This window comes from Megasphaera indica (genome assembly GCF_046614755.1).
In the GTDB taxonomy this organism is placed as follows: domain Bacteria; phylum Bacillota; class Negativicutes; order Veillonellales; family Megasphaeraceae; genus Megasphaera; species Megasphaera intestinihominis.
In genome coordinates this window covers 17,863-44,212 of record NZ_JBKKJR010000013.1, presented here as the reverse complement: position 1 = coordinate 44,212, position 26,350 = coordinate 17,863, and the positions used below count along the sequence as shown (strand labels likewise).

Below are 26,350 nucleotides of genomic sequence, written 5' to 3'. Positions count from 1 at the left end.
AAAATCGTGCATAATTCTTGACAAAATATTAAAATGCATCTATAATGAATAAAAATTCAAAGAATAGTCAGGGCACAGCCCATGTGATATAGGAGTGATGAAGTGTGAAAACGAAAGTATTCATTGATGGTCATGAAGGGACGACGGGCCTTCGGATTCATGAACGGCTCAGTACCCGCCAGGATATCGAATTGGTTCCCATTGCCGACGATGTCCGCAAGGATCCCGACGCCATCCGGGCCTGCATGAAACAGGCCGACATCGCCTTCCTTTGTCTCCCTGACGGTGCCGCAGCCGAAGCCGTAACGCTGGCCGAAGGCTGTGCTGTCCGCCTCATCGATACGTCGACCGGGCGGCGGGTAGCACCGGGCTGGACCTATGGTTTCCCCGAATTATCGCCCCAGCAGGCCGCGGCCATTGCCAAGAGCGACCGCGTCGGCAATCCGGGCTGCCATGCCAGCGGCGCCATTTCCATTTTACAGCCCCTGACAGAAGCCGGCATCGTTCCGGCCGATTATCCGGTGACGGCTTTTTCCCTGACCGGGTACAGCGGCGGCGGCAAGAAGATGATTGCCCAGTACGAAGGCGACAAAGGGCAGGATTTATATGCACCGCGCCAGTACGGCCTGGTACAGCAACACAAGCATCTGCCGGAAATCGTCACTATCTGCCATTTGACGCAGGAACCGGTCTTTACGCCTATCGTCGACGACTACTACAGCGGCATGGAAGTCATGATTCCTTTCTTCAGCCACTTGCTGGCGAAAAAGGTGACGGCTCACGACGTCTGGCAGGTTTTAGCCAGCCATTACGACGGCTGCCCCTTCGTCCATGTCCTTCCTTTTGGCGAAGACAAGGGCGGCTTCATCGCAGCCAATGATATGAGCGGCTACGACGATATGGAAATCCTGGTCACCGGCAATGACCAGCGCATCATGGTTACGTCCTTGTTCGACAACCTCGGCAAAGGCGCTTCCGGTGCGGCTATCCAGAATATGAACCTCATGATGGGCATTGATCCCACGACGGGGCTGAATTTAAAGTATTAGATGAATCAGATGAAAGGTGGAGTCAGTATGAGTCAGGTTTATGATAGCCTCAGCGTACCGCAAGGATTTCAGGCTGCCGGTACGTACAGTGGATTATGCAGCAGCCGTGTAAAATTGGATGTAGCTATGATTGTAAGCCGACGCGACTGCTCCATCGTTACCGCTACGAGTCAGGGCCTGATGACTCAGTCCGGTAAGGTACTGCTCCTGCATAACGGTACGGCCCTTCCCGATGGGCCGCGGGGCCATGAGATTTCTCAGGAAGTCTGCCAGGCTGCCGGGAAATGCATGGATGAAGCGCCAGACGATATCGCCCTGGTCGCCAGCGGGGCCAAAGGCCAGTATTTCCGCCCGTCCCTGCTCATCCACAGCCTTAAGACGCTGACGGCAGGATTGGGGACCGACAGCCAGCCGCTGGAAGCGGTCCTGGATAATGCCGGCGATGTCACGGCCTATCAGGTGGCCTTGTCCAGTGGGACGCCCGGCTGTTCCCTGAGCGGTGTCGCCGCCGACGGCACGGCCGACAGCGACGGCTTATGTGTCATCATGACCGATGCCCAGGCCGGCAGTGCTGTCATCGAAGGCGCCCTGGCTCAGGCCAAGGCGGCTATCGACACGGAAAACTTTACGTTCATCGTCATGGCCAACGGCATGGCCGGCAGCAGCCCGTGCAGTCAGGAGGTACTGGCTGATGGACTGGAACAGTTATTGAAAAAATTAGGCTTCCAAAATTCCTTGAAGGCCTGCAGTTAATGGGGGAATCTATTGTAATGTTTAAACGAATCGAACTCGTCTCGGAAGATGTCAAATCCGTAACCAATGCCCAGAAGGCGCAGATCTTGATGAACGCCCTGCCGTACATCAAGAAATACAGCAACAAAATCGTCGTCGTCAAATACGGCGGCAATGCCATGATCAACGAAGACCTGAGAAAATCGGTCATGGGCGATATCGTCCTCTTGAACCTCATCGGCGTCAAGGTCGTCCTCGTCCACGGCGGCGGCCCGCACATCAAAGAGACGCTCAATAAATTGGGCATGGAATCGAAATTCATCAACGGCCTGCGCGTCACCGACGCAGAAACGATGAAAGTCGTCCAGATGGTCCTGGCCGGTCAGGTCAACAAAGACCTGGTCAACCTCATCGGGACCATCGGCGGCAAAGCCATCGGCCTCTGCGGCATCGATGACCAGATGATCAAAGTCCAGAAACAGAGCGATGAACTGGGATACGTCGGCCGCATTACCGACGTCGACGTTTCCATCATCAAAGATAACCTGGATAAAGGCTATATCCCGGTCATTTCGACCATCGGGACCGACACCAACGGCCAGGCCTATAACATCAACGCCGACACGGCAGCGGCCAAGATTGCCGGCGCCCTCAATGCAGAATGTATGCTGTCCATGACCAATATCGACGGCGTCCTCAAAGATAAGGACGATCCCGATTCATTGCTCACGGAAATCACCCTCGACCAGGCGCGGCAGCTGGAAAACGACGGCATCATCGCCGGCGGCATGATTCCCAAAGTCCAGTGCTGCACCGATGCCATCAAGGCCGGCGTCAAGCGCGTGTTCATCATCAACGGCACGGTTCCCCATGCCATCCTCATCGAAATGCTCACCGAAGAAGGCCTGGGCACCATGTTCGTAGGGCATTATTCAATCGGCAAATAAATGCGACTAGCACATGAAAATAAATTTTTTTCGTTGGTCGTAGGTCGTTCCTCGTTCATCGTATGGGAGTTAAAAATACCAAGCCATCGCGATGAACGATGAACTACGAACGAAAAACGGTCTCTTTGAGCGGCCTGCGGAGCCGTCAGGCTCCCATATTATAAGAAAGAAGGAATCCCCTAATGGCAGAAGATTATAAAAATCTTGATAAAGAATATATCGTCAATGTATACAACCGGGTCGGTGCCGTATTGGACCACGGCAAAGGCGCAATTTTGTATGATGTGGACGGCAAGAAATACATCGACCTCAGCGCCGGTATTGCTGTCAACATCTTCGGCGTCTGTGACGACGTGTGGATCAAAGCCGTTGAAGCGCAGCTCCATAAATTGAGCCATATTTCCAACGTCTTCTTTACGGAACCCCAGACCGTCCTGGCCGAAAAACTCTGCCAGAAGACGGGCATGAAGAAGGTCTTCTTCTCGAACTCCGGTGCCGAAGCCAACGAATGTGCCATCAAGACGGCCCGCAAGTATTCGCACGACAAATACGGCGACGGCCGCTATACCATCGTCACCTTGAAGAACAGCTTCCACGGCCGGACCATTGCCACCTTGACGGCGTGCGGCCAGGACTCGCTCCATGAAGACTTCGGGCCCTTCGTCGACGGCTTCGTCTATGCCGAACCCGATGATTTTGCCGATATGAAGCGGCTCTGCGAAGAAAATAACGTCTGCGCCATCATGATGGAAATGGTCCAGGGTGAAGGCGGCGTCCATCCCCTCGACAAAGAATACGTCCAGCAGGTCGCAGAATATGCGCATGCCCACGATATCCTGATCATCGTCGACGAAGTCCAGACCGGTAATGGCCGGACGGGCTATCTCTATTCCTACATGGGCTACGGCATCCAGCCCGATATCGTTTCGACGGCTAAAGCCATCGGCGGCGGCCTGCCCTTGGGGGCTACGATGTTCGCCGATTCGACACAGCATACCCTGACCAACCATACCCATGGTTCGACCTTCGGCGGCAACCCGATTTGTACGGCCGGCGGCATTTCCATCATCGACCGCCTCGACGACGCCCTCATGGAAGAAGTCCGGGAAAAAGGGAAATACATCAAAGAAGAACTGGAACAGTGCGAACACGTCGACCGCGTATCCGGCATGGGCCTCATGATCGGCGTCACCCTCAAGAATAAAGCCCTCATGGACGTCGTAGAAGGCTGCGTCGACCACGGCGTCCTCGTCCTCACAGCCAATGGCCTCCTGCGCCTCCTGCCGCCGCTCAACATCCCCTGGGATGAATTGAAAGAAGCCATCAGCATCGTCAAGAAAGTTATCGATAAATAGAATATAGTTTGCAGTGAAAAAGGGGCTGTCGCACGTGCGACAGCCCCTTTTTTTGCAGTCAGCGGCTAGCAGTTAGCAGTTCGCAAAAAAATACACGGCCCATGGCCGAACTGTAGGGGCTTCCCGTAGGAAGCCCGCTAGAGAGATTTCATCACAGCCTATTCGAGTATAATGGCAGGTTTTTACGAACAACGAGTCACCTGTCATAAAATCCGGGTATGCACAAGCTTCGCGGCGGGACGCCCTTTGGCCGTCCCCTACGGCATCGCAGTCAGGCGATGGGAATAACGCCAGTCACAGGTCACAAAAAAACACGGCCAACGGCCATGTGCGTAGGGGCCGACCTTTAACCTCTCAGACCGCCTTTGGCGGCCAGCTCCCCTATAAAGGGAGCCTTGTGCGGACCGCTGTGAGATTCGGTCACAGCCCATTCGGTTTTGATGGTATGTTTTTTGATTACGAATAACACGTCACGGCCTTTCCTTGGACTCAGATGCGGCGTTCCGCCGCGACAGACTCATGATTGTATTACGACCATGCGCCGTCCGTCATAAATTCCGGATATGCACAGGATTCAGGCGGGCCGCCCGTTGGGATGGCCCCTACGGTATCGCAGACAGGCGATGAAAAAAGAGCGTGGTCCGCAGGCCACAAAAAAATACACGGCCCATGGCCGAACTGTAGGGGCTTCCCGTGGGAAGCTCGCCAGAGAAATTTCATCACAGCCTATTCGAGTATAATGGGTATGTTTTTACGAACAACGAGTCACCTGTCATAAAATCCGGGTATGCACAAGCTTCGTGGCGGGGCGACCTTTAACCTCTCAGACCGCCTTTGGCGGCCAGCTCCCCTATAAAGGGAGCCTTGTGCGGCTCGCTGTGAGATTCGGTCACAGCCGATCCGAGTATAATGGTAAGTTTTTACGAGCCACGAACAACGAGCCACGAGCCACTATTTTTTCACAAGCCGAGGGTTACTCGAGGCGATGTCGTCATTCTGGGTCTGTTGCCGCGAAGCGGCATCTGAGTCCAAGGCGGCCTGCGAACTGCGGCCTGCGACCGGCGGGGCCGTCAGGCCCCATATTCGATGAACGACGAACGACCTACGATGAACGGCTTTTTAGGCCCCAACATACTATTTGCGAAATATTTTTCTTGCTATTCATGGGGGAATTGCGTACAATAGGGCTGTATTTATTAAAATATCAATGCAAAGGAAGAGGATAGGGAGAGAAGACATATGAAACATTTGAAGATAGCTTACAGCTTTGATGTACAGTATTATTTCGTTGACAGCGACCGGGAAATCGTGCCTATTGAGCAGACGGATTTCACCGATGTGGCCGTAGCGGTTATTTCGGACCAGGATTTTGCCTACATCGACAAAATCGATGAAACGGGATTCGGTATTCCCATCATGGTCATCATGCCGGGCGGCGAGAAGATGCCGGACCAGTATATCGACAAGGTCGATGTCGTCTTTACGGAAGAAATGGTCAATAAGAGCCGCTGTATTTCGACGGCCGAACGCCTGGCCAGCCGCTATGAACATGCTGTGCTGCCGCCGTTTTTTGCCGACCTCGTCGATTACGTCAGTGAAAAGAATACGCCTTTTGACTGCCCGGGCCATCAGGACGGCCTGTTTTTCAAGAAGCATCCGGCAGGACGCTATCTTTATGATTTCTATGGACCTCATATTTTTCAATCCGATATCTGTAATGCCGACGTGACCCTCGGTGATTTGCTCATCCACGAAGGGCCGGCTTTGGAAGCGCAGGATTTTGCAGCCGAAGTCTTCCATGCCGATAAGACCTATTTCGTCCTCAATGGCTCTTCGTCGTCCAATAAGGTCGTCACCAATGCCTTGCTGACGCCTGGCGACTTGGTCCTCTACGACCGCAACAATCACAAGTCCGTCGCTCTCGGGGCTCTCATCCAGGCCGGGGCGACGCCGGTCTATTTGGAAACAGCCCGCAATCCCTATGGCTTCATCGGCGGCATCGACGCCCACTGCTTCGATGAAACGTATCTGCGCCAGCTGGCAGCCGAACGGGATCCGGAAAAAGCCAAGGCCAAGCGGCCTTTCCGCCTGGCTGTCATCCAGCTCGGCACTTATGACGGGACGCTGTACAATGCCCGCTATGTCGTCGACCGCATCGGTCATCTCTGCGACTACATCCTCTTTGATTCGGCCTGGGTCGGCTATGAGCAGTTCATTCCCATGCTCAAGGACTGCTCGCCGCTGCTCCTCGATTTGCATGAAGACGATCCGGGTATCATGGTCGTCCAGTCGGTCCATAAGCAGCAGGCTGGTTTTTCTCAGGCTTCGCAGATCCACAAGAAGGACAACCATATCCATAACCAGTCCCGCTACTGCAACCACAAGACCTTCAACAATGCCTTTATGGCCAATGCGTCGACGAGTCCTTTTTATCCCATGTTCGCTACTATCGCTGTCAACGCCAAAATCCATGCCGGTGCGGCTGGCCGCAAGATGTGGATGGACTGCGTGAAAATGGGTATCGAAGCCCGCAAGGATATCCTGCGCCGCTGCCACTATATCCGGCCGTTCGTGGCACCGACGGTCTACGGCAAGCCCTGGCAGGATGGCAATACGGATGACATGGCCAACGACCTGGCCTATTTCACCTTTGAACCGGATGCCAAGTGGCATGCTTTTGAAGGATACGGGCCGGGACAATATCTCGTCGACCCCTGCAAATTGTTATTGACAACACCGGGTATCGACGCTGAATCGGGACAGTACGAAGATTTCGGTATCCATGCCAACATCCTGGCGACGTACCTTCGCGGTAACGGCGTCATCCCGGAAAAATGTGATTTGAATTCGATCCTCTTCCTGCTGACACCGGCTGAAAATAGGAATAAGATGCGCCTCCTCGTGTCCCAGCTGGTCCGTTTTGAACGCTTCGTCGACCACGATGTCCCCATGCAGGAAGTCCTCCTCGGCGTCTACAACTCACATCCGGACCGCTACGCCGGCTATACGATTCGCCAGCTCTGTCAGGAAATGCATGATTTCTATAAGGCGCGGAACGTCAAGGACCTGCAGAAGAAACTCTTCCGTCGGGCATACTTGCCGGAATACGCCATGAATGCCCAGGATGCGCAATACGCTTTCATCCGTGGCCAGGGTGAGCTGGTGCCCCTCGATGAAATCGAAGGCCGCATCGCCCTGGAAGGGGCCCTGCCGTACCCGCCGGGCGTCCTCTGCGTCGTCCCGGGCGAACGCTGGTCCCATACGGCAGTCCAGTATTTCAAGGCCCTGGAAGAAGGCCTCAATGAATTGCCGGGCTTCGCCTCGGAAATCCAGGGCGTCTATCTGGAAAAAGAAGACGATGGACGCATCCACGCCTATGGGTATGTGCTGAAAGAGTGAACTTTTTAGTGGCTAGTGGCTAGTTGTTAGGGATTAGCGGATGGCTTTAAATTTAAAGGTCTTTTCTGCAATCTATAAACACCGAACTGTAAACCATAAAGTTAAAATATAGCCATTAAGGCATAAGAAAACCCGCCTCCAGGTTCCAACTTTAGGCGGGTTTTCTAATATCCAATTATCAAGGGGCTGACCGTTTACCGGATAGCACCTTTCTTGCTTTTATTATATATTATTGTCTTGGGACGTCAACTAAACTACAATAATGTCTTTACGGCTTCGGCAATTTTTTTGGCGATGTACGGGTTATTCATGGTGTAGACGTGGATGCCGTCTACGCCGTTGGCCAGGAGGTCGGCAATCTGGTCGACAGCATAGGCGATGCCGATGTCTCGCATGGATTCGGGAGTGTCACCGTATTTTGCAATGGCCCGCTGGAATTTGATGGGGAGCGTGGCGCCGCACATGGTGACCATGCGTTCGATTTGAGCTTTATTGGTGACGGGCATGATGCCGGCTTCGATGGGGACGTTGATGCCGGCGATTTCACAGCGTTCGAGGAAGCGGTAGAAAAGGGCGTTGTCGAAGAATAGCTGAGAAATGAACTCGCTGGCACCGGCGTCGACTTTGGTCTTCAAGTTGCGGATGTCGGCAGCCAGGGTCTTGGCTTCGGTATGGCCTTCGGGATAGCAGGCGCCGATGACGTTGAAGTCCGGTTCCTTTTCTTTGATGAAGGCTACGAGGTCGCTGGCATGTTCAAAGACGTGAGCCCGTTCGCGGCCCGGTACTTCGTCGCCGCGCAGGGCCAGGATGTTTTCGATGCCCGCTTCTTTCAATTCTTTCAGGTTCTGCAGGGCTGCTTCTTCCGTGAGGTAGATGCAGGGCATATGGGCCGCCGTTTCGCAGCCTAACTGCTTGATGTACGTAGCGACTTCGACGGTACGGTTACCGCCCGTGCCGCCGGCGCCGCAGGTGACGCTGATGAAGTCAGGATGGAGCTGGCTCAGCTCGTCCAGGGTCGGATAGACCGTTTCGACGGGAATGTCCCGTTTCGGTGGAAAGACTTCAAAAGAAAAGACCGTTTTTTTGGCAAAAAGCTCATTCGTATGCATGTATATGAATTCCCCCTATGTTGTTGCATGTCAAGGTTTCTGCCATTAGGCATAACACCTTTCTTTTCCAGCTGTTAGCAGTTAGTTATTAGGGATTAGGGGCTACTAACTGCTAATCCCTAAAGGCTAACTACTTTAAATGAGAAAGTCGTGTATGTAAAGAAAATCTTTGCTGTGACGACTCCTGTATAAACTTTTATTAGAAGCTCGGCAGGATTGCGCCCTGGTATTTGTCTTCAATGAATTTCTTGACTTCCGGAGACTGGAGGGCTTTGACGAGTTTCTGGATTTCCGGACGATTTTCATCGCCTTCACGGATGACGAGGACATTGGCGTACGGCGAATCTTTCGGTTCCAGGAAGAGGGCGTCTTTCAGCGGATTGAGGCCGGCTTCCATAGCGAAGTTGGTGTTGATCAAAGCGATGTCCACGTCATCGATGGAACGGGGAATCTGGGCGGCTTCGAGTTCGACGAACTGGAGGTGCTTATCGTTCTTTTCGACGTCCTGTACGGTCGACGTAATGTTACCGCCGTCTTTCAGGCCGATGAGGCCGGCGCTCTGCAAAATGAGGAGGGCGCGGCCGCCGTTGGTCGGGTCATTGGGGATGGCGACTTTCGCACCGTCCGGCAGGTCTTTCAAATCCTTGATCTTATGGGAATAAATGCCCATCGGTTCGACGTGGATCTTGGCGATGGCTTTCAGTTTCGTGCCGTGTTCGCTGTTGAATTTATCGAGGTACGGCGAATGCTGGAAGAAGTTGGCGTCCAGTTCTTTGTCGTTCAGGGCCAGGTTCGGTTTGACGTAATCCGTGAATTCGACGACTTTCAAGTCGACGCCTTCTTTGGCCAGGAGCGGCTTGATTTCGTTGAGGATTTCGCCGTGCGGTACGGGCGTAGCGCCGACGGTGACCGTCGTGTTCTTGGAAGACGAGCCGCTGGAAGCGGAATCACTGCCGCAGCCGGCAGCCAGGAAAGCGACGGCCAGCAGGGCCGAAGCGGCGAGAAGCGAGAGTTTCTTGAGATTTTTCATGAAGATTCCTCCTAACAAAATATAGAATAATATAGACCATCCTGTTCCGTCATTTTATCCATAAAAAAGACCTCTTTCCGAAAGAGAAAGAGGTTGATTGCTGATTCTTTATCTCTCGGAATAATCCGCAGGAATTAGCACCGTCATCGTCGGTTGCCGGGTTTCATAGGGCCAGTCCCTCCACCACTCTGGATAAATGTCGTCTAAAGTTGTCTTGATTCTTAGTTTATCATGGATAGGCGATTTGTCAAGAGGCCAGGCAGGTCATTGACAAAACTATACTGAAAGCGTATCATTTAGGCACAATCTTAAGAGGGGGTATCATTGATGATTCAATGGAAAGTTCCGGCAGCAGCGACAAGGAAATCAAGATCGGGGCCACAGCCGGTCCGCATGCCGAAGTCGTCGAAGCCGTAGCCAAGGAAGCGGAAAAGCAGGGGATTCACAGTGAACGTACTCCCGCCTATAGAGGCGGGAGCTTCCTGCTTCAACGAGAACAGCGCCACTGACTCCAAAGAGTTGCGGCGGCTTACACTCTCTCCACAGGCGTAGATTCCCGTGCGCCCCACGGTATTTTATGGATTACGTCAGGCAGATATCCGCCTGGCTTCTTCCCGAATATTTATGGCAGCGTTCTTATCGCGATTATGGTGACTGCCACATTTCGGGCAATCCCATTCCCTTACAGATAAGTCCTTGGTTTCGTGGTTCTGATATCCGCAAACATGGCACAGTTGGCTGCTTGGATACCACTTGTCTATCTTGATAAGCTGTTTGCCTTGCCAAGCCAACTTATATTCCAGCATGTTCGTGAACAGATTCCAGCCATTGTCAGCTACGGATTTGCCAAAACTGAACTTGCCACCCTTTTTCCGCTTTGCCATCGCTTTGACGCTAATATCCTCAATGCCAATGACATCATAGCGATCTGCAAGGTAGCGAGCCTTCTTATGCAGGAAGTCCTGCCGTTGATTGGCCACTTTCTCATGGAGAATAGCTACACGCAGTCTTTGTTTTTCTCTGTTGTGACTTCCTTTCTGCTTTTGGGATAGCTTCCGCTGTGCCTTAGCCAATCTTTTCTCTGCCGTTCGCAGGAAATCGGGATACTCAGCATCCTCCTCATCGGAAGCCACATACAAGCCGTGCATCACAAAATCCAGGCCCAGGAACGTCTTCGGTATGACCGGGAGTATTTGGTTTTCATACTCCACCAGCATACTGATATAGTACTTTCCGGATGGCGTCTGGCTGATGGTTACGGTCTTTATGATACTGTTCTCTGGCAAGGGACGATGCTGGCATAATTTCACCCAGCCGACTTTCGGCAGTTTCACCTTATGGCCCTCGATTCGGACAGAGCCTTTCTGGTTGTTCGTGGAATACGAAGCACGACAATTCTTCTTGGACTTGAATCGCGGCTTGCCAAAATGCTTTCGGTTGCTCAAGATGTTATGGTACGCCTTGTTCAAGTTCATCTGAGCGTTGGCAAGAGCCAGACTATCCACTTCTTTCAGCCAAGGGAATTCTTCCTTGTACTGCGCAGGCGTGTTATTCAGCTTTTGGCCGGTTTCCTTATAATAGTCAATGCGGTCACGCAGCATCTTGTTGTAGATGAATCGGACACACCCAAAGGTCTTGGCAAACATCATTTTCTGTGCCGTTGTCGGATAGATTCTGTATCGGTATGCCTTATTCACTATCATCACCTGCCTTGACTTTCCAAATCCTTTTACTCTTACTACTGATTATACTGCAAATCAACTTGTGAAGCCATTGTTTTTCTGATGGCATCGAGCCCTCAGAAAAACTTGCAATTCATCTCACCGCCTAAAGAGGCGGGAGACTTCTTGCAGAATCAGGTTAAAGTCGTCGAATTTTCCGACTATATTACGCCAGACAAGGCTTTGGCCGATGGCGACATCGATTTGGTCAGCTACCAGCACAAGCCGTTCTTGGATAATTTCAATAAGCAGAATGGCACTGATTTAGTGCCTATCGGCAATACGATCCTCATGCGCATGGGGATTTACAGCGACAAATATAAGAGCGTCGATGCTTTGCCCGACGGCGCTGTCATCGCCATTCCCAACGACCCGACCAATGGCGGCCGCGGTTTGGCACTCCTCCAGCGGGCAGGCCTCTTGAAGCTCAAGGACGGCGTCGGTTTCAAGGCTACGTCGGCTGATGTCGTAGATAATCCGAAGCATTTCCAGTTCAAGGAAATCGAAGCCGCCCAGCTTCCGCGCAGCCTCGGTGACGTCGATGCCGCCGTCATCACCATGAACTACGTCATGAGCGCCGGCCTCAACGTCAAAGAACAGGGCATCTTCCTGGAACCGAAAGACGAACCGCTGGCCGTCATGGTCCTGGCTGTCCGGGCTCAGGACAAGGACAACCCGACGTACAAGAAGGTTGCTGGAATCTTCCATTCCGATGCTGTCAAGAAGTTCATTGCCGATAAATACAACGGCACCATCGAACCGGCTGAATAGGCGGGTCTAAGGCTTGACAATAGGCGCGTTACAAGTATATAATAAAGCAAAATCTAAATGGATTTGTCGATGAACGAAACGAGTATATCCGATTGTGGCAGTTCCAGCGAGCCGATGGCAGTGGGAGTTCGGCACGGACCGGCGGATAGAATGGATTCGGGAGATGCGGCCTGAACGGTAACCAGTAGGGTGCGACGGTGTATTTCCACCGCTATCAAAGAAACGTGTATCGCTTATGCCGTACATGTAGAGCTGGACTCACTGAGTCAATCTGGGTGGCACCGCGGAAGAAATCAAACCTTTCGTCCCTGTATAGGGACGGAAGGTTTTTTTGTGTCTTCAAATAGAAGGGGAGAGAAAGATGCTGGAAATGAAAGATGTCAGTTTCAACTACGGCAATGGCGTGCCCGTATTGGAACATGTAAATGTACAGATCGGTGAGGGCGAATTCATCGGTCTCGGCGGCCGCAACGGCTGCGGCAAGACGACGGTGACGCGCCTGCTCATGGGGCTGGAAAAGCCCGTATCCGGGGAAATCCTGTATGACGGCAAGGTCATCAACGATGACGATGCTTCTGTGCGAAGCCATTTCATGGGCTACGTTTTCCAGCGGCCGGAACGGCAGATGTTCCGGCCGACGGTCCGTGAAGAAGTAGCCTACGGGCCGCAGCAGCTGGGCATGAGCCGCGACGAGATCCGTCAGGCCGTCGACGAAGCCCTGGCTGCGACGGAACTGACGGATTTGGCTGAAGCCTATCCGCCCAACTTGAACCGCGGTGAAAAACAGCGCGTCGCCATTGCTTCGGCCATCGCCATGCATACGAAATACATCGTCCTCGATGAACCGACGAGCGGCCAGGACAGTGAAGACAAGGACCAGCTCATGGCCTTGCTGACGGACCTCAATAAAAAGGGCATGACCATCCTCATCATCAGTCATGACATGGATATTTTCGCCGAATACTGTCAGCGCGTCCTGGTCATCGGCAACCATACCAAGGCTTTCGACGGGACGCCGCAGGAACTGTTCACCCAGCGCGATGATTTATATGACCTGGGCCTGAGCCGGCCCGATGCTGTCACTTTATCCATGGCGGTCCCCGATTTTCCCTATTGTAAATCGATGAAAGAATTTACGACAGCCATGCTGGAACGGATTGGAGGTACGAAAAAATGATGAAGAATTTGGTCCCTGTTACGAAATTGATCGGCACCTTTGCCTTTTCCTTCTGGGCCTTGGTCATGCATACGACGCTGCCTCTGGTCATCTTAGTCGTCATCGAACTCATCCTCTTGGGCTTATGCGGCAGCCTGTCGCGCAACCTCAAGGCCGTCTTCAGCCTGGCCGTCTTCGCCGTCTTCCTGGCTGTCGTCCAGCTCCTGGGCGGCGGGTCCCTGGAATCGGCTTATGTCACGGGCCTGCGCATGCTGGCCATGACCATCGTCTTCATTATCTTGCTGACGACGACGCGCCTGCAGGATTTGACGGCCGCCCTGGTCAAGCAGATCAAGATCCCTTATGAATATGCCTTCATGTTCACGGCGGCCCTGCGCTTCGTGCCCGATTTCATCGCCGAAAGCAAGGCCGTCCAGGAAGCCCAGGCCTGCCGGGGTCTGTCGACGAAGGGCAATGTCTTTAAGAAAGTCATCAATTATATGAGTGTCGTCCAGCCGCTGATGCTCAAGTCCCTGGGCCGGTCGGAAACGATGGCACTCAGTCTGGAATTACGCGGTTTCGGCAGCAACGAACACAGCTTCATGAGCAATGTCCGCCCGAAAGGCCGCGACTATGTGGGCATCGTCATCATGCTGGCCCTGAGCTGTTTTGTCGTTTACTTGCGCCTGCAAGACTTGGTTTAGGAGGGAAGAAAGATGAAAACTGTTGCAGATATTGCTAAATTAGAATTTCATCATCGTCAGGGCGGCCAGTTCCGCTGGATCACCATTACGACGCTCATGCTGGCCATCGGCACGATTCTGCACCTGGTCTCACCGAGCGTCGGCGGCGTCACGCCGAACTGGACCATCGCCACGTATTGTGTCGCCATCTGCCTGACCAAGCCGAGTTACAAGCAGGCCTTGGGCATCGGCCTGGTCGCTGCCCTGGTCAACGTCCTGACGTCGAAGTCGGGCTTCCCTTATGGCAACCTCATCAGTGAACCGCTCGGTGCCCTGACCTGTACGTTCATCGTCAAGAACCTGGCATTCATCAAATTCAAAGGTCATTCGTGCCTGCCCGTCCTGACCGGCTTTGCAGCGACCTGCATGAGCGGCGGCGCTTTCGTCACGATTCTGAAGTTCGTCATGAATCTGCCGAATGTCGTCTATTTTACGGCCATGCTGCCCTTGGTCGTCGTCATCGGCGTCTTGAATGCCATCGTTACACCGCTTATGTATTTCCCGGCCCTGCGCCTTTTCGTATCCCGGGGCATCCTCGATTCCCTGGAAGAACGGGAAGTCACGTCGGACCACAGCATGTATGATTTGAAGCCGTCCCAGGAAGGCCTCATTTCCATGGAACATTTGTCGTACATCTATAACAAGCAGAAGACGCCTGTCCTGGACGATGTCACCATGACCGTGAATAAAGGCGACTTCCTGGTCATTACCGGTGAAAGCGGCAGCGGCAAGAGCTCGCTGTGCATGGCTATGACCGGCGCTATCCCGCATTATTTCGGCGGCGTTATGAAAGGCATGGTCTACGTCGACGGTCAGGCGACGACGCAGACGACGATTTCCCAGCTGGCAACCCGTGTCGGCGCCATGCTCGATGATTATGACAGCCAGCTCGTCGCCATGACGGTCGAAGAAGAAATCGCCTTCAGCCTGGAAAATCAGGGCGTCGCACCGGATAAGATCGGCCAGGCTATTTCGGAAGCCTTGGAAAAGGTCAATATGACGCCGTACCGCAACCGCCAGGTCACCAAGCTGTCCGGCGGCCAGCGTCAGCGCCTGGTCATTGCCGACGTACTGGCGACCAATCCGGATATCCTCGTCTTCGATGAACCGACGTCGGCCCTGGACCCGGAAGGGACCCATGAATTCTATGAATTGATCCACGACTTGAATGTCAAATACGGTCATACCATCGTCGTCATCGAACATACGCTGGAAGCGGCCCTGCCCTATGCCAACCGGCTGGTCCTCATCGACCACGGCCACATCCTCAGCGATGCCGACGTTGAAACGACGCTGCGCTATATGTATGACCATGATATTTATACCAGTGCCATCCCGAAAATCTTCGCCTGCCAGATGGACCTGGAAAAAGCCGGCTGCCAGTTCGATGCCCCGTGGCTGTCGACGGACGCTGCCGTAAAGGCCGTCCAGAAAGCCGTCCAGCCGTGAAACTCCTGTGCCTGGGCGACAGCCTGACCTACGGCTTCGACGTCCGGCCCGACCAGAGCTGGACGGCCCTGGTCTCGGCCAAAAGCCATATCCATATCGACAATGAAGGCCAATGCGGCGATACGACGACGGGCATGGTCTATCGCCTCCATCAGTTCGACCTCAGCCGGTATGACGCCTTCTTCATCATGGGCGGTTCCAACGACATCCTCCTCGGCGGGGAATTGGAGAAAATCTGCCAGAACATGCGGACTATCGTCACGACTTTCAAGGAGCAGGGGAAGCCCGTATACCTGGGCATCCCGCCGCTGACCAAGATGGAAAGCGCCATGTACGGCTGGCAAAATGCCAGTGACGTAGAAAAACACAACGACGGGCTCCGCCAGTATCGGCAATGGATCCTTTCCTACGGAAAAGAAACGGAATGCATCGTCATCGACTTCTACGAAGCCCTGCTCAAAGCCGAACGGCGGACAGGCCGCAATCTCTATGCCGACGGCGTCCATCCCAATGCCGAAGGCTACGCCGTCCTGGCCGGAGCTCTGTTGAAAGCGATGGGGGGTTAGTGGCTAGTGGCTCGTAAAACCATGCCTCATGGACCTGTTATGTATATCACCATTTATTCGCGGCGGGCCGCCCGCTGGGACGGCCCCTACGGTGCGGCCATAAGGCCGCAAAAACGAGCCACGAACCACTAACAACTTAAAAGGGCTTGTCGCATGTGCGACAAGCCCTTTTTACAAACTGTAGGGGCGCGCACGTGGCGCGCCCGCACGGTTTATGTGAGTATCTCCTAAGCCATCCTAGGGGGTGCTTTTTTTGGACCTTTACAGCTCGGTGGCGTAGGCGCCAGTTATTCATAACGGGCGCCCCACGTGGCGCCCCTACAGAAAAAACTTGTCGTCGTCGACGTCCATTCGTATTACCTGTAGGGGCGCGCACGTGGCGCGCCCGCACGGTTTATGTGAGTATCCCCTAAGCTATCCTAGGGGGTGCTTTTTTTTGACCCTTACAGCTCGGTGGCGTAGGTGCTGGTTATTCATAGCGGGCGCCACTGATTTATGGGAGTCCCGCAACGGACCGCCCTTTGGGACGGCCCCTACAGCGACATCACAGATGTCGTTAATGTCCGGCTGTAGGCTGGACGTTGGCTTTGGCGTCGAGGAGGACGTCTTTTTTGGCGGCGCCGTTGACTTTATATTTCAAAGTCAGGACCAGGAGGCCGGCGCAGAACATGAAGGCTGCCATGAGGTAGTAGCCCATGTCGAAGCTGCCTGTCTGAGCCTGGACCCAGGCCATCATGTTCGGACCGAACATGCCGCCCAGGTTGCCGCAGGAGTTGATGAGGGCGATGGAGCCGGCAGCGGCCGGGCCGGAAAGGAATGTCGTCGGGATGGTCCACCATACGCCCATGGAAGCGTGGATGCCGATTGCCGACAGGCAGATGAGGAACAAGGCGACGCCCATGTTATGAGCGAAAGGCGACAAGCCGAGGCCGATAGCGCCGACGGCCAGGGCACCGAAGACGTGCCATACTTTATCGCCCGTAACCGTAGCCGTATGGCCGATGACCAGCTGGACGACGAGGGCTGCCATCATAGGGATAGCGATAGCCCCGCCGATGAGCGACGTAGACCAGCCGGAGAGGTTCTTGAGGACCGTGGGCATCCAGAAGTAGAAGCCCCAGAAACCGACGACCCAGAGGAAGTAGATGAGGCAGAGTTTCAAGACTTTCGTATCCGTAAAGGCCTGGAAGACCGTGTATTTCTTGACGCTCTGCATCTTGGCCTGTTCTTCCTGGTACATGGTGGTCAAGTATTCTTTTTCAGCATCCGTCAGCCAGCTGGCCTGGTCGGGACGGTCTTTGACGGCGAAGAAGAAATAGAAAGCGAAGCAAAGAGCCGGGATGGATTCCAGGATAAACAGTTCCTGCCAGCCTAAGAGGCCGAAGAAGGAATGTTCCAGGAGGACGCCGGCAATCGGTGCGCCGATGATCGTCGAAAGGAGCAGTGATGTCAACATGAGCGACGTGGCCCGGGCCCGTTCAGCTGCCGTGAACCAGCGGGGGAACAAGAGGGAATAGATGACCGGGTAGAGACTGGCTTCCGATGCGCCTAACAGGAAGCGGCACAGGTAGAACTGACATTCCGTCGTGACGAAGGCCATGCACAGGCTGACGATACCCCAGGTAAACATGATACGGGAAATCCATTTCGATGCCGAGAACTTCGCGGCGAACAGGGAACCGGGGATTTCCAGGAGCAGATAGCCGGCGAAGAAGATGCCGGCGCCGAAACCATATACTTCCGGCGATAACCAGGACAGGGTCTGGGTCATGGTCAGTTTGGCGTAGGAAATATTGACGCGGTCGATGCAGGCTATAATCGAGACGAGAAAGACCGGTAAAATGATGCGAAGATCTCTCCGTCGTTTCAGACTGTCGAAATTGATGTTTTCCATGATGAATTCCTCCTATTGTGAGTCATATAGTCATAAGATAAACATGAAATAAAAAAACTCCCGTCCACAAGGGACGGAAGTTCATATCCGCGGTACCACCCAATATTCCTCGCCAAAAAAAGCAAGGCACTTTTCAACGTACTATCATACGCGTTTCCTGTAACGTGGATCAGACGGTGCAGTTTACTCATTTCAACTGCAATTCTCAGAGATGATTTTCCATTTTCCTTCCACCGCCGGCTTTCACCATACCCGGCTCGCTGTGCGCTTCCGTAAAAAATGTACTCTTTCTCGTCATCGAATGTCAAAATATAAAATCGATGTTTAACTTACGGCCCTTATCATAGACCTTGTGCATCGATTTGTCAATGGTTTATTCCAAATTTTTTATTTACAAGCCTCTCCTCATAGGAGAGGTGGCCCGAAAGGGCCGGAGAGGTTTAACCTCTCAGTCAGCTGTGCTGACAGCTCCAGCAAGGCTCTCCGTTTTGGCAACCGTCCTGTCTTCTTTCCGGTCAGTCCCTGACGGACCCCAAAGGGCCTATCAGGGGGCACTAACCACTAGTTACTAGCCACTAACAACTTAAAAGGGGCTGTCGCACGAAGTTTTTTGCCATCATGCGAGGCCCCTTAAACTTAAAAGTTTTTCGTTCGTAGTTCATCGTTCGTCGCAATGGATTTATATTTTTAATCCCATACGACAAACGATGAACTACCTACGATCAACGTAAAAAGAGGCTGTCTTCATGCGACAGCCTCTTTTTATCATGGTGGAGATGAGGAGAGTCGAACTCCTGTCCGTAAATGCCGCCCCATGAACTTCTCCGAGCGCAGACCTTGTTAGGATCTTAAACCGTTTTCGTACAAGGACAAACTAGACGATTCCAGCCTGTGAGTTTCCCGACACGACTGCCAGGCAGAGCCATGTGGTATCCCGCTAAGTGACGTCTGCGAGCTGCCCGCAGGATTAGCAGCAGGAGACGTTAGCCGCGATTAGGCAGCTAAAGCAAAATTGTTTTCTTTTGCGTTTAATTTAAAAGGTTCACCGATTTACGGGCAGATGAAACCCCGGCTCGCTATTCATGATACAACCATCCACGTCGAAACCTTTACATCCCCATGGACAGAATATCCCTTTACAGGGGTTCAAAATAAGTATAGCACATATTTTACCTTTTGCCAATGAAGTTTATGATATAATATGCGTAGGGGCCGCCCAAAGCTTTTCTGGCCCACCAGGTACCGACCAGCGGGAGGTGCAGGGTGGATGCCAGAAAGGACAGCTGTAGCGGGCGGCCCGCAGACCGCAGGTCGCAGGTCGCAGTTAGCCGTCGCGGCGCTTTATGGTTTACAAGCAGCCTCTCCGGTCTTTTGGGCCACATCTCCTAGCAGGAGAGGCTTAACTATACGAAAGGATGTCTTTGTTTTGTTATTATATATCATTAAATGGCTTTATGCCTGGATCCTGCCTATGGGTGGCATCGTCCTGGCTTTGATTCTCCTGTTGTGTTACATGTTCCGCAAGCACAGTCCCGGCCGCTGGGCTTTGGCTGCTATTACGGCTGTCTTTTACCTGCTCTCTATCGAACCCGTGTCGAATGGCCTCATCCATCCTTTGGAAACGGCCTATGACCAGCCCCAGGGGGCAGATGTAGACGGTGACGTCATCATCCTCCTCGGCGGTGGTTCTCGTGCCGGCGTTCCTGATTTCGATGGGACCGGTCAGGTCGGCAGTGCGGCGGCCAACCGCTTCCTCATGGCCCTGCGCCTGCAAAAGGCGAAGGATTTGCCTATCCTCTTATCAGGCGGGACCATCCTCAAGGGCGACGCCAATGAATCGGAAATCGAAAAGCGGATGCTCTTATCCCTGGGCGTGCCGGAAAATAAGATTTTCATGGATGACAAGAGCCGCAATACGGCAGAAAATGCCGCTTTTTCCAGGCAAATCTGCGAGTACCAGGGCTGGAAGAAGCCCATCCTGGTCACCAGCGCCTTCCATATGCCCCGGTCGGTCCGCTTCTTTACGCGCCAAGGCCTGGACGTGACGCCCTATCCCTGTGATTACCACACGAGTGCAGCGACGAACTGGTCGGGCTATTCCATCGTGCCCCAGTCTTTTTACTTATTCAACTCCTGTCTGGCCATCAAGGAATATGTCGGCATAGGCGCCGCTTCTTTGCGGATGCAATAAATTGGGACATAAAACGTCCATGGTATTGCAAAATCGTACCCGATGTGGCATACTTACAGTGTAAGTAGTAAGGCCCTCAAGTTCTTAGAATTATGTAAAAGAGTTATTTTCGTTTTCAAAAGGAGTGTATCGACAATGATTAAAGTTGGTATTAATGGTTTCGGTCGTATTGGTCGTTTTGTTTTCCGCGCTGCACAGACTCGTGATGACATCGAAATCGTAGGCATCAACGACCTCTGCCCGGTTGACTACATGGCATACATGCTCAAATATGATACCATGCACGGCCAGTTCGATGGCACGATCGAAGCTGACGTCGAAAACAGCCAGCTCATCGTTAACGGCAAAAAAATCCGCGTAACGGCTGAAAAAGATCCGGCAAACCTCAAATGGGACGAAGTCGGTGCTGAATACGTCGTTGAATCGACAGGCCGTTTCCTCACCATGGACCTCGCTGAAAAACACCTCGCAGCCGGTGCAAAATACGTTGTACTCTCCGCTCCTTCCAAACAGGGTGCTGACGGCCGTCAGGCAGACATGTTCGTTTGCGGCGTTAACACCGATACATACAAAGGCCAGAAGATCGTTTCCAACGCATCTTGCACGACGAACTGCCTCGCTCCGATCGCTAAAGTCCTCAACGATGCTTTCGGCATCAAAGAAGGCCTCATGACGACGGTTCACTCCACGACGGCTACGCAGAAAACCGTTGACGGCCCGTCCATGAAAGACTGGCGCGGCGGCCGTGCAGCTGCTGGCAACATCATTCCGTCCACGACGGGTGCTGCTAAAGCTGTCGGCAAAGTCATTCCGGAATTGAACGGCAAATTGACCGGCATGTCCATGCGTGTACCGACCCTTGACGTTTCCGTCGTCGACCTCACGGTCAACCTCGCTAAACCGGCTACGTACGACGAAATCTGCGCAGCTATGAAAAAAGCTTCCGAAGGCGAACTCAAAGGCATCCTCGGCTACACTGACGAAGCTGTTGTTTCCTCTGACTTCCTCGGCTGCCCGCTCACGTCCATCTTCGACGCTAAAGCTGGTATCGCTTTGACGGACACCTTCGTAAAAGTCGTTTCCTGGTACGACAATGAAATCGGCTACTCCAACAAAGTCCTCAACCTCATTGCTGTCATGAACGACTACAACAGCAAACACTAATTTGTAGCGACGCATTTCCCGACGGGTAAACAGCCTCCCGTTACAAATCAGATTGAACCCTAAAGGGGCCGTCGCATGAAGGTTCTCGTTCTCATGCACGGCTCCTTTTTCTTTCAAGGTTTTTAGTGTAAAGTTTGTAGTTTGTAGAAAGGGCTTGAATTTTTAGCCAATCACTGCAAACTGCAAACTTCAAACTCGAAAAGAGGCTGTCTTAATGGGACAGCCTCTTTTTACTTTCTCACATCACAAAGGAGTCAAATACTGTAATGACGAAAAAGAAACCTGTAATGCTGGTCATCATGGATGGTTTTGGCTGCAGCAGCATCGCTAAAGATAACGCCGTAGCCCAGGCAGACCTCAAGGTCCTGCCGAAACTTTGGAAAGAATATCCTCATTCGTATCTCGGCGCATCGGGCGAAGACGTCGGTCTGCCTGACGGCCAGATTGGCAACTCTGAAGTGGGCCATCTTAATATCGGTGCGGGACGTATTGTGTACCAGGCGCTGACCAAGATCACCAAGGATATCAAAGACGGAGCTTTCTTCAAGAAGCCGGCTCTCGTCGGTGCCATGGAAAACGTCAAGGAAAAAGACTCGGCCCTCCACCTGCTGGGCCTGGTATCGCCTGGCGGCGTCCACAGCAGTGAACAGCATCTCTATGGTCTTTTGGAAATGGCGAAGCGCTATGGCTTGAAGAAAGTCTACATCCACGCCTTCCTCGACGGCCGCGACGTACTGCCCCGCAGTGCCGGCGAATACCTCCAGGAACTGGAAGACAAGTGCGCAGAACTCGGCGTCGGTGAAATCGCCACCATCAGCGGCCGCTACTATGCCATGGACCGCGACAAGCGCTGGGAACGCGTCGAAAAAGCCTATGATGCCGTCGCCCTCGGCGAAGGACCGCAGGAACCGGATGCCCAGACCTGCCTGGAACATTCCTATGCAGCTGACGTTTCCGACGAATTCGTCATCCCGACAGTCATCCATAAACATCCCGTCCAGGATGGGGACAGTGTCGTCTTCTTCAACTTCCGCCCCGACCGGGCCCGTCAGCTGACGACCGCTTTCGTCGTCCCCGATTTCGACGGCTTCCCGCGTCCGAAGAAACTGGACACGTACTTTGCGACCATGACCCGTTACGAAGACGACCTTCCGGTACACGTCGTCTATGATAAAGAACGGATCCCTGACACACTGGGCGAAGTCCTGGCCAAGGCAGGCAAGACCCAGCTGCGCATTGCCGAAACGGAAAAATACGCTCACGTCACGTATTTCTTCAATGGCGGTGAAGAAGAACCCAATCCCGGTGAAGACCGCATCCTCGTGCCGTCGCCGAAAGTTGCGACTTACGATTTGCAGCCGGAAATGAACGCACCTATCGTTACGGAAAAAGTCATCGAACAGATCAAGGCCGATAAATATGACATGATCATGCTCAATTTCGCCAATGCCGATATGGTCGGCCATACGGGCGTCTTTGAAGCCGCTGTCAAGGCCGTTGAAACGGTCGATACCTGCGTCGGCAAGATCGTCGAAGCCTTGAAGCCCGTCCAGGGCCAGCTCCTGATCATCGCCGACCATGGCAATGCGGAACAGATGGCCGATCCCGATACGGGATGCCCTTACACGGCTCATACGACCAATCATGTACCGTGCATCCTGGTCAGTGAAGAACATAAAGGGGAACACCTGCACGACGGCATCCTGGCCGACGTCGCCCCGACTATGCTGACCCTGGCCGGTATGGCCATTCCTGCCGATATGACCGGCAAATGCCTGCTGGATCAGTGATTATACTCTGTTGTTCTATCGCATCGTGAAGGGAGAGAGTAAGATGGAACAAGATACATTGAGTATCTTTCAAAAAATAGCTCCCGATGTCATGGGGACAATCAAAGAACGTTACCTGCTGCTGCGGCATATCGCCGACGCCGAACCCGTCGGCCGCCGGACCCTGGCCGGCCTTTCGGGCCTGTCGGAACGCGTCGTCCGGTCGCACGTCGACGTCCTGCGGCGCAGCGGTATCGTCCGCTTTACGACGCTGGGCATTGCTATGGAGCCGGAAGGCAAACGGCTCATGCCGGATCTGTTGGAATGTTTCCTGCGCCTGAACAATTTGGATGACATGCAGCGCCAGATTCGCCAGAAGCTGGGCCTGAAGAATGTCTACATCGTTCCCGGTGACAGTGACAGCGATAAGACAGCGAAGGAAGAACTGGGCCGCCGTGGCGCCCTCTTGCTCAACGACCTCTTTGGCAGCGTCGATACTGTCGCCATCAGCGGCGGTTCGACCATGGCCGAAGTGGCCCGTATGCTGCCGGAATGTCTGGCCAATGTGACCATCCTGCCGGCCCGCGGCAGCATGGGGAACCACGTCGAAGTCCAGGCCAACTATATTGCCGCCAACATTGCGTCCAAGACTCACAGCTCGTACCGCATGATCCACATCCCCGAAGGCCTGAGCGACTCGGCGCTGCAGATGATGCTCAAAGCTGACCGTCAGACCCAGGAAAATGTCGCCATGACCGCCCGGGCCCAGGTCGTCATCTTCGGCATCGGCCGGGCCGACCGCATGGCCCGCAAGCGGGGCATGACGACGCTCCAGCGCGATGCCCTGCACAGCCTCGGCGCCTGTGGCGAATCGCTGGGCTGCTATTGCGGCCTGGACGGCAAAATCTTATATGGTACGAATAATGTAGGGATTTCATTACGGGAAATCAAATATCATCCGCACATCATCGCCGTAGCCGGTGGCGCCAGCAAGGCAGAAGCTATCGTCGGCGTCATGCGGGCCTGCCATACGGGCACGCTGGTCACTGATGAAGGTGCGGCTGAAAAAATCATACAACTGCTTTAATTGGAGGAGGAACCTTTCATGAAAAAAACGATCACCGATGTAAATGTCGAAAACAAACGCGTCTTTGTCCGCGCTGACTTCAACGTCCCCCTTGATGAAAACTGCCACATCACAGATGACACGCGTATCCAGAAGACGCTGCCGACCATCAAATACTTGCTCGACCACAAGGCTGCTGTCATCCTGGCCAGCCATCTCGGCCGCCCGAAGGGACAGGTCGTCGAAAAGTATTCCCTGAAACCGGTCGCTAAACGCCTGTCGGAACTCCTCGGCATCGACGTCAAATTCGCTCCGGACTGCGTCGGCGCAGAAACGAAAGCCATGGCTGACGCCCTCAAACCGGGTGAAGTCCTGCTTCTGGAAAACCTCCGTTTCCATAAAGAAGAAGAAAAGAACGGCGAAGATTTCGCCCGTCAGCTCGCTTCCCTGGCTGAAGTCGGCATCAATGACGCTTTCGGCTGCTGCCACCGCGCTCATGCTTCCGTCGCTGGCATTACGAAGTTCCTGCCCATGGCTGCCGGCTTCCTCCTGGAAAAAGAAATCCGCTTCATCGGCGGTGCTGTCGATAATCCGGCTCACCCCTTCGCAGCTATCATCGGCGGCGCTAAAGTTTCCGACAAGATCGAAGTCATTTCCAACCTTCTGCCGAAAGTCGACCTCATGATCATCGGCGGCGGCATGGCCAATACCTTCCTGGCTGCCCAGGGTTATGGCATCGGCAAATCCCTCGTCGAAGCCGACAAGATCGACCTGGCTAAACAGCTCATCAACCAGGCTAAGGAACAGGGTACGAAACTGCTCCTGCCGGTCGATGTCATGGTCGCCGCTGAATTCAAGAACGATGCTGATCACAAAGTCGTTCCCGTCGATGCGGTCCCGGCTGATTGGATGATCCTCGACGTCGGCACGAAGACACAGGAACTCTTCGCCAAAGAACTGGCTTCGATGAAACTCATCGTTTGGAATGGTCCGATGGGCGTCTTTGAAATGGAAAACTATGCTAAAGGTACGGAAGCAGTCGCCAAAGCCGTTGCTGATTCCGATGCTGTTTCTATCGTCGGCGGCGGTGACTCCGTCTCGGCTGTCAACAAGACCGGCCTGGCCGACAAAATCAGCCACATCTCCACGGGCGGCGGCGCTTCCCTAGAATACCTCGAAGGCAAACAGCTCCCGGGTGTCGTATCCCTGAGCGATAAATAAAATCATTCACCTTTAAAGGAGGAAACTCATTATGCGTAAAACCATCATTGCCGGCAACTGGAAAATGAACCATCTCGGTGCCGACGCCAAAGAAACTATCCAGGGCCTCGTCGCCAAAGTCCCGCAGGACGTAAAACCGGAAGTCATCATCGCTCCGGTCTTCCCGTACCTGCCCATGGCTGTTGAAATGACCAAAGGTACGCCGATCCACGTCGCAGCCCAGAACATGCACTGGGAAGAAAAAGGCGCTTTCACTGGCGAAGTTTCGCCGGCTATGCTCGTCGACATCGGTGTCACCCATGTCATCCTGGGCCATTCCGAACGCCGGACGTACTTCAATGAAACGGACGAAACGGTCAACAAGAAGACCAAAGCCACACTGGCTCATAACCTGACGCCGATTGTTTGCTGCGGCGAAACGCTGGAACAGCGCGAACAGGGCATCATGCAGTCCTGGATCGAAGGCCAGATCGAAAAAGCCTTGGAAGGCCTGACGGCAGCAGACGTCAAGAAAGTCATCATCGCTTATGAACCGATCTGGGCTATCGGCACGGGCAAGACGGCAAGCGCTGCCCAGGCAGAAGAAGTCTGCGCTATCATCCGCAAGAAACTGGCTGCCCTCTATGACGCAGCTACGGCAGAAGACGTTTCCATCCTCTACGGCGGCAGCGTCAAAGGCGGTAACGTCGCTGAACTCACAGGCTCTGCCGACATCGACGGCGGCCTCGTAGGCGGTGCCAGCCTCAAAGCCGACGACTTCCTGGCTATCATCAACAATGCTGTTGTAAAATAGTTAGTGGCTAGTGGCTAGTGGCTAGTGGCTAGTGGCTAGTGGCTAGTGGCTAGTGGCTAGTGGCTCGTAGGGGTCGTAGGGGTCGCCACGTGGGCGACCCGTTATGGATTTGGATGATTTTTCTAGCAGACTGGCCGGGAAATCGTACATATCCCGGAGCGGGCGCCCCTACAGAAAAGGACCTGTCGCTTTTGCGGCAGGTCCTTTTGCTATATCTCCCCACAT

At 53.6% G+C, this 26,350-nt stretch carries 20 protein-coding genes, 1 other RNA gene, 1 pseudogene, 1 riboswitch and 1 other annotated feature; of the genes and pseudogenes, 17 read left to right on the top strand and 5 right to left on the bottom strand.

Translation table 11 applies throughout. The annotated features are described in order from the left end of the window. The first annotated feature begins 104 nt into the window (after positions 1–104). From argC to speC, 5 genes are all read left to right on the top strand, one after another. Complete coding sequence (argC, locus tag ACFCTO_RS07775) at positions 105–1,049, top strand: N-acetyl-gamma-glutamyl-phosphate reductase (protein ID WP_499876669.1); 945 nt, start codon at positions 105–107, stop codon at positions 1,047–1,049. A 27-nt stretch (positions 1,050–1,076) separates the two neighbouring features. Further along, complete coding sequence (locus tag ACFCTO_RS07770; protein ID WP_292282339.1) at positions 1,077–1,802, top strand: arginine biosynthesis protein ArgJ; 726 nt, start codon at positions 1,077–1,079, stop codon at positions 1,800–1,802. A gap of 17 nt (positions 1,803–1,819) precedes the next feature. Continuing rightward, positions 1,820–2,728, top strand: coding sequence for an acetylglutamate kinase (argB, locus tag ACFCTO_RS07765; protein WP_499876668.1), 909 nt, complete (start codon positions 1,820–1,822; stop codon positions 2,726–2,728). 182 nt (positions 2,729–2,910) lie between these two features. Next, positions 2,911–4,083 carry an acetylornithine transaminase gene (locus ACFCTO_RS07760; protein WP_499876667.1) on the top strand — a complete coding sequence of 391 codons (1,173 nt, stop codon included), beginning with the start codon at positions 2,911–2,913 and terminating at the stop codon, positions 4,081–4,083. Between the two features lie 1,239 nt (positions 4,084–5,322). Continuing rightward, positions 5,323–7,482 (top strand): ornithine decarboxylase, encoded by a 2,160-nt coding sequence (gene speC, locus ACFCTO_RS07755; protein WP_499876666.1) that lies wholly within the window; start codon positions 5,323–5,325, stop codon positions 7,480–7,482. 254 nt (positions 7,483–7,736) lie between these two features. Here the strand turns inward: speC and metF are convergent, their stop codons facing one another. Further along, positions 7,737–8,591, bottom strand: coding sequence for a methylenetetrahydrofolate reductase [NAD(P)H] (gene metF / locus ACFCTO_RS07750; RefSeq protein ID WP_499876665.1), 855 nt, complete (start codon positions 8,589–8,591; stop codon positions 7,737–7,739). 199 nt (positions 8,592–8,790) lie between these two features. Continuing rightward, entirely contained in the window at positions 8,791–9,621 is an 831-nt protein-coding gene (locus tag ACFCTO_RS07745; protein WP_020311165.1) for a MetQ/NlpA family ABC transporter substrate-binding protein, read from the bottom strand. A gap of 105 nt (positions 9,622–9,726) precedes the next feature. Next, positions 9,727–9,820: riboswitch (SAM riboswitch) on the bottom strand. Between the two features lie 136 nt (positions 9,821–9,956). Between ACFCTO_RS07745 and ACFCTO_RS07740 the strand changes: the two are divergent. Continuing rightward, positions 9,957–10,064: pseudogene (locus tag ACFCTO_RS07740) on the top strand (D-methionine-binding lipoprotein metQ); the annotation flags it as partial. A gap of 144 nt (positions 10,065–10,208) precedes the next feature. Here ACFCTO_RS07740 and ACFCTO_RS07735 read toward each other — a convergent pair. Next, entirely contained in the window at positions 10,209–11,324 is a 1,116-nt protein-coding gene (locus ACFCTO_RS07735) for an RNA-guided endonuclease TnpB family protein (protein ID WP_499876664.1), read from the bottom strand. Between the two features lie 144 nt (positions 11,325–11,468). Here ACFCTO_RS07735 and ACFCTO_RS07730 point away from each other — a divergent pair, with 144 nt between their 5' ends. The 5 genes from ACFCTO_RS07730 to ACFCTO_RS07710 all read left to right on the top strand — a co-directional run bounded on the left by ACFCTO_RS07730 (position 11,469) and on the right by ACFCTO_RS07710 (position 16,027). Next, a complete protein-coding gene (locus ACFCTO_RS07730; RefSeq protein WP_499876663.1) occupies positions 11,469–12,113 on the top strand; it encodes a MetQ/NlpA family ABC transporter substrate-binding protein in 645 nt (214 codons plus the stop codon). Positions 12,114–12,474: 361 nt separating this feature from the next. Next, the gene (locus ACFCTO_RS07725) at positions 12,475–13,290 is read left to right on the top strand and encodes an energy-coupling factor ABC transporter ATP-binding protein (RefSeq protein WP_292301349.1); all 816 of its coding nucleotides are present in this window, start codon (positions 12,475–12,477) and stop codon (positions 13,288–13,290) included. Next, on the top strand, positions 13,290–13,973 hold the full coding sequence (locus ACFCTO_RS07720) for an energy-coupling factor transporter transmembrane component T family protein (protein ID WP_036201004.1): 684 nt from the start codon (positions 13,290–13,292) through the stop codon (positions 13,971–13,973). Before ACFCTO_RS07725 ends, ACFCTO_RS07720 begins: the two co-directional genes overlap by 1 nt. Positions 13,974–13,985: 12 nt before the next feature. Then, positions 13,986–15,461: a tryptophan transporter gene (locus ACFCTO_RS07715; protein ID WP_499876662.1), complete on the top strand. Its 1,476-nt coding sequence runs from the start codon at positions 13,986–13,988 to the stop codon at positions 15,459–15,461. Beyond that, positions 15,458–16,027 (top strand): GDSL-type esterase/lipase family protein, encoded by a 570-nt coding sequence (locus ACFCTO_RS07710; protein WP_292301347.1) that lies wholly within the window; start codon positions 15,458–15,460, stop codon positions 16,025–16,027. The genes ACFCTO_RS07715 and ACFCTO_RS07710 overlap by 4 nt, the downstream gene beginning before the upstream one ends. A 556-nt stretch (positions 16,028–16,583) precedes the next feature. Here ACFCTO_RS07710 and ACFCTO_RS07705 read toward each other — a convergent pair. Further along, the gene (locus tag ACFCTO_RS07705) at positions 16,584–17,921 is read right to left on the bottom strand and encodes an MFS transporter (RefSeq protein ID WP_499876661.1); all 1,338 of its coding nucleotides are present in this window, start codon (positions 17,919–17,921) and stop codon (positions 16,584–16,586) included. A gap of 66 nt (positions 17,922–17,987) precedes the next feature. Then, positions 17,988–18,228: a binding site (T-box leader), on the bottom strand. A gap of 461 nt (positions 18,229–18,689) precedes the next feature. Beyond that, positions 18,690–19,040: a transfer-messenger RNA gene (gene ssrA, locus ACFCTO_RS07700) on the bottom strand. 307 nt (positions 19,041–19,347) lie between these two features. On the opposite strand from ssrA, the gene ACFCTO_RS07695 reads away from it, so the two are divergent. The 6 genes from ACFCTO_RS07695 (at position 19,348) to tpiA (ending at position 26,125) form a co-directional block, all read left to right on the top strand. Continuing rightward, positions 19,348–20,112 carry a YdcF family protein gene (locus tag ACFCTO_RS07695; protein WP_292300977.1) on the top strand — a complete coding sequence of 255 codons (765 nt, stop codon included), beginning with the start codon at positions 19,348–19,350 and terminating at the stop codon, positions 20,110–20,112. Between the two features lie 135 nt (positions 20,113–20,247). After that, entirely contained in the window at positions 20,248–21,276 is a 1,029-nt protein-coding gene (gene gap / locus ACFCTO_RS07690; RefSeq protein ID WP_020311176.1) for a type I glyceraldehyde-3-phosphate dehydrogenase, read from the top strand. 266 nt (positions 21,277–21,542) lie between these two features. Beyond that, entirely contained in the window at positions 21,543–23,066 is a 1,524-nt protein-coding gene (gene gpmI / locus ACFCTO_RS07685) for a 2,3-bisphosphoglycerate-independent phosphoglycerate mutase (protein WP_292262100.1), read from the top strand. A gap of 43 nt (positions 23,067–23,109) precedes the next feature. Then, entirely contained in the window at positions 23,110–24,132 is a 1,023-nt protein-coding gene (locus tag ACFCTO_RS07680) for a sugar-binding transcriptional regulator (protein WP_292262102.1), read from the top strand. Positions 24,133–24,150: 18 nt separating this feature from the next. After that, entirely contained in the window at positions 24,151–25,332 is a 1,182-nt protein-coding gene (locus tag ACFCTO_RS07675; protein WP_302485570.1) for a phosphoglycerate kinase, read from the top strand. A 31-nt stretch (positions 25,333–25,363) separates the two neighbouring features. Next, positions 25,364–26,125: a triose-phosphate isomerase gene (gene tpiA, locus ACFCTO_RS07670; protein ID WP_499876660.1), complete on the top strand. Its 762-nt coding sequence runs from the start codon at positions 25,364–25,366 to the stop codon at positions 26,123–26,125. The last annotated feature ends 225 nt before the right edge of the window (positions 26,126–26,350 follow it).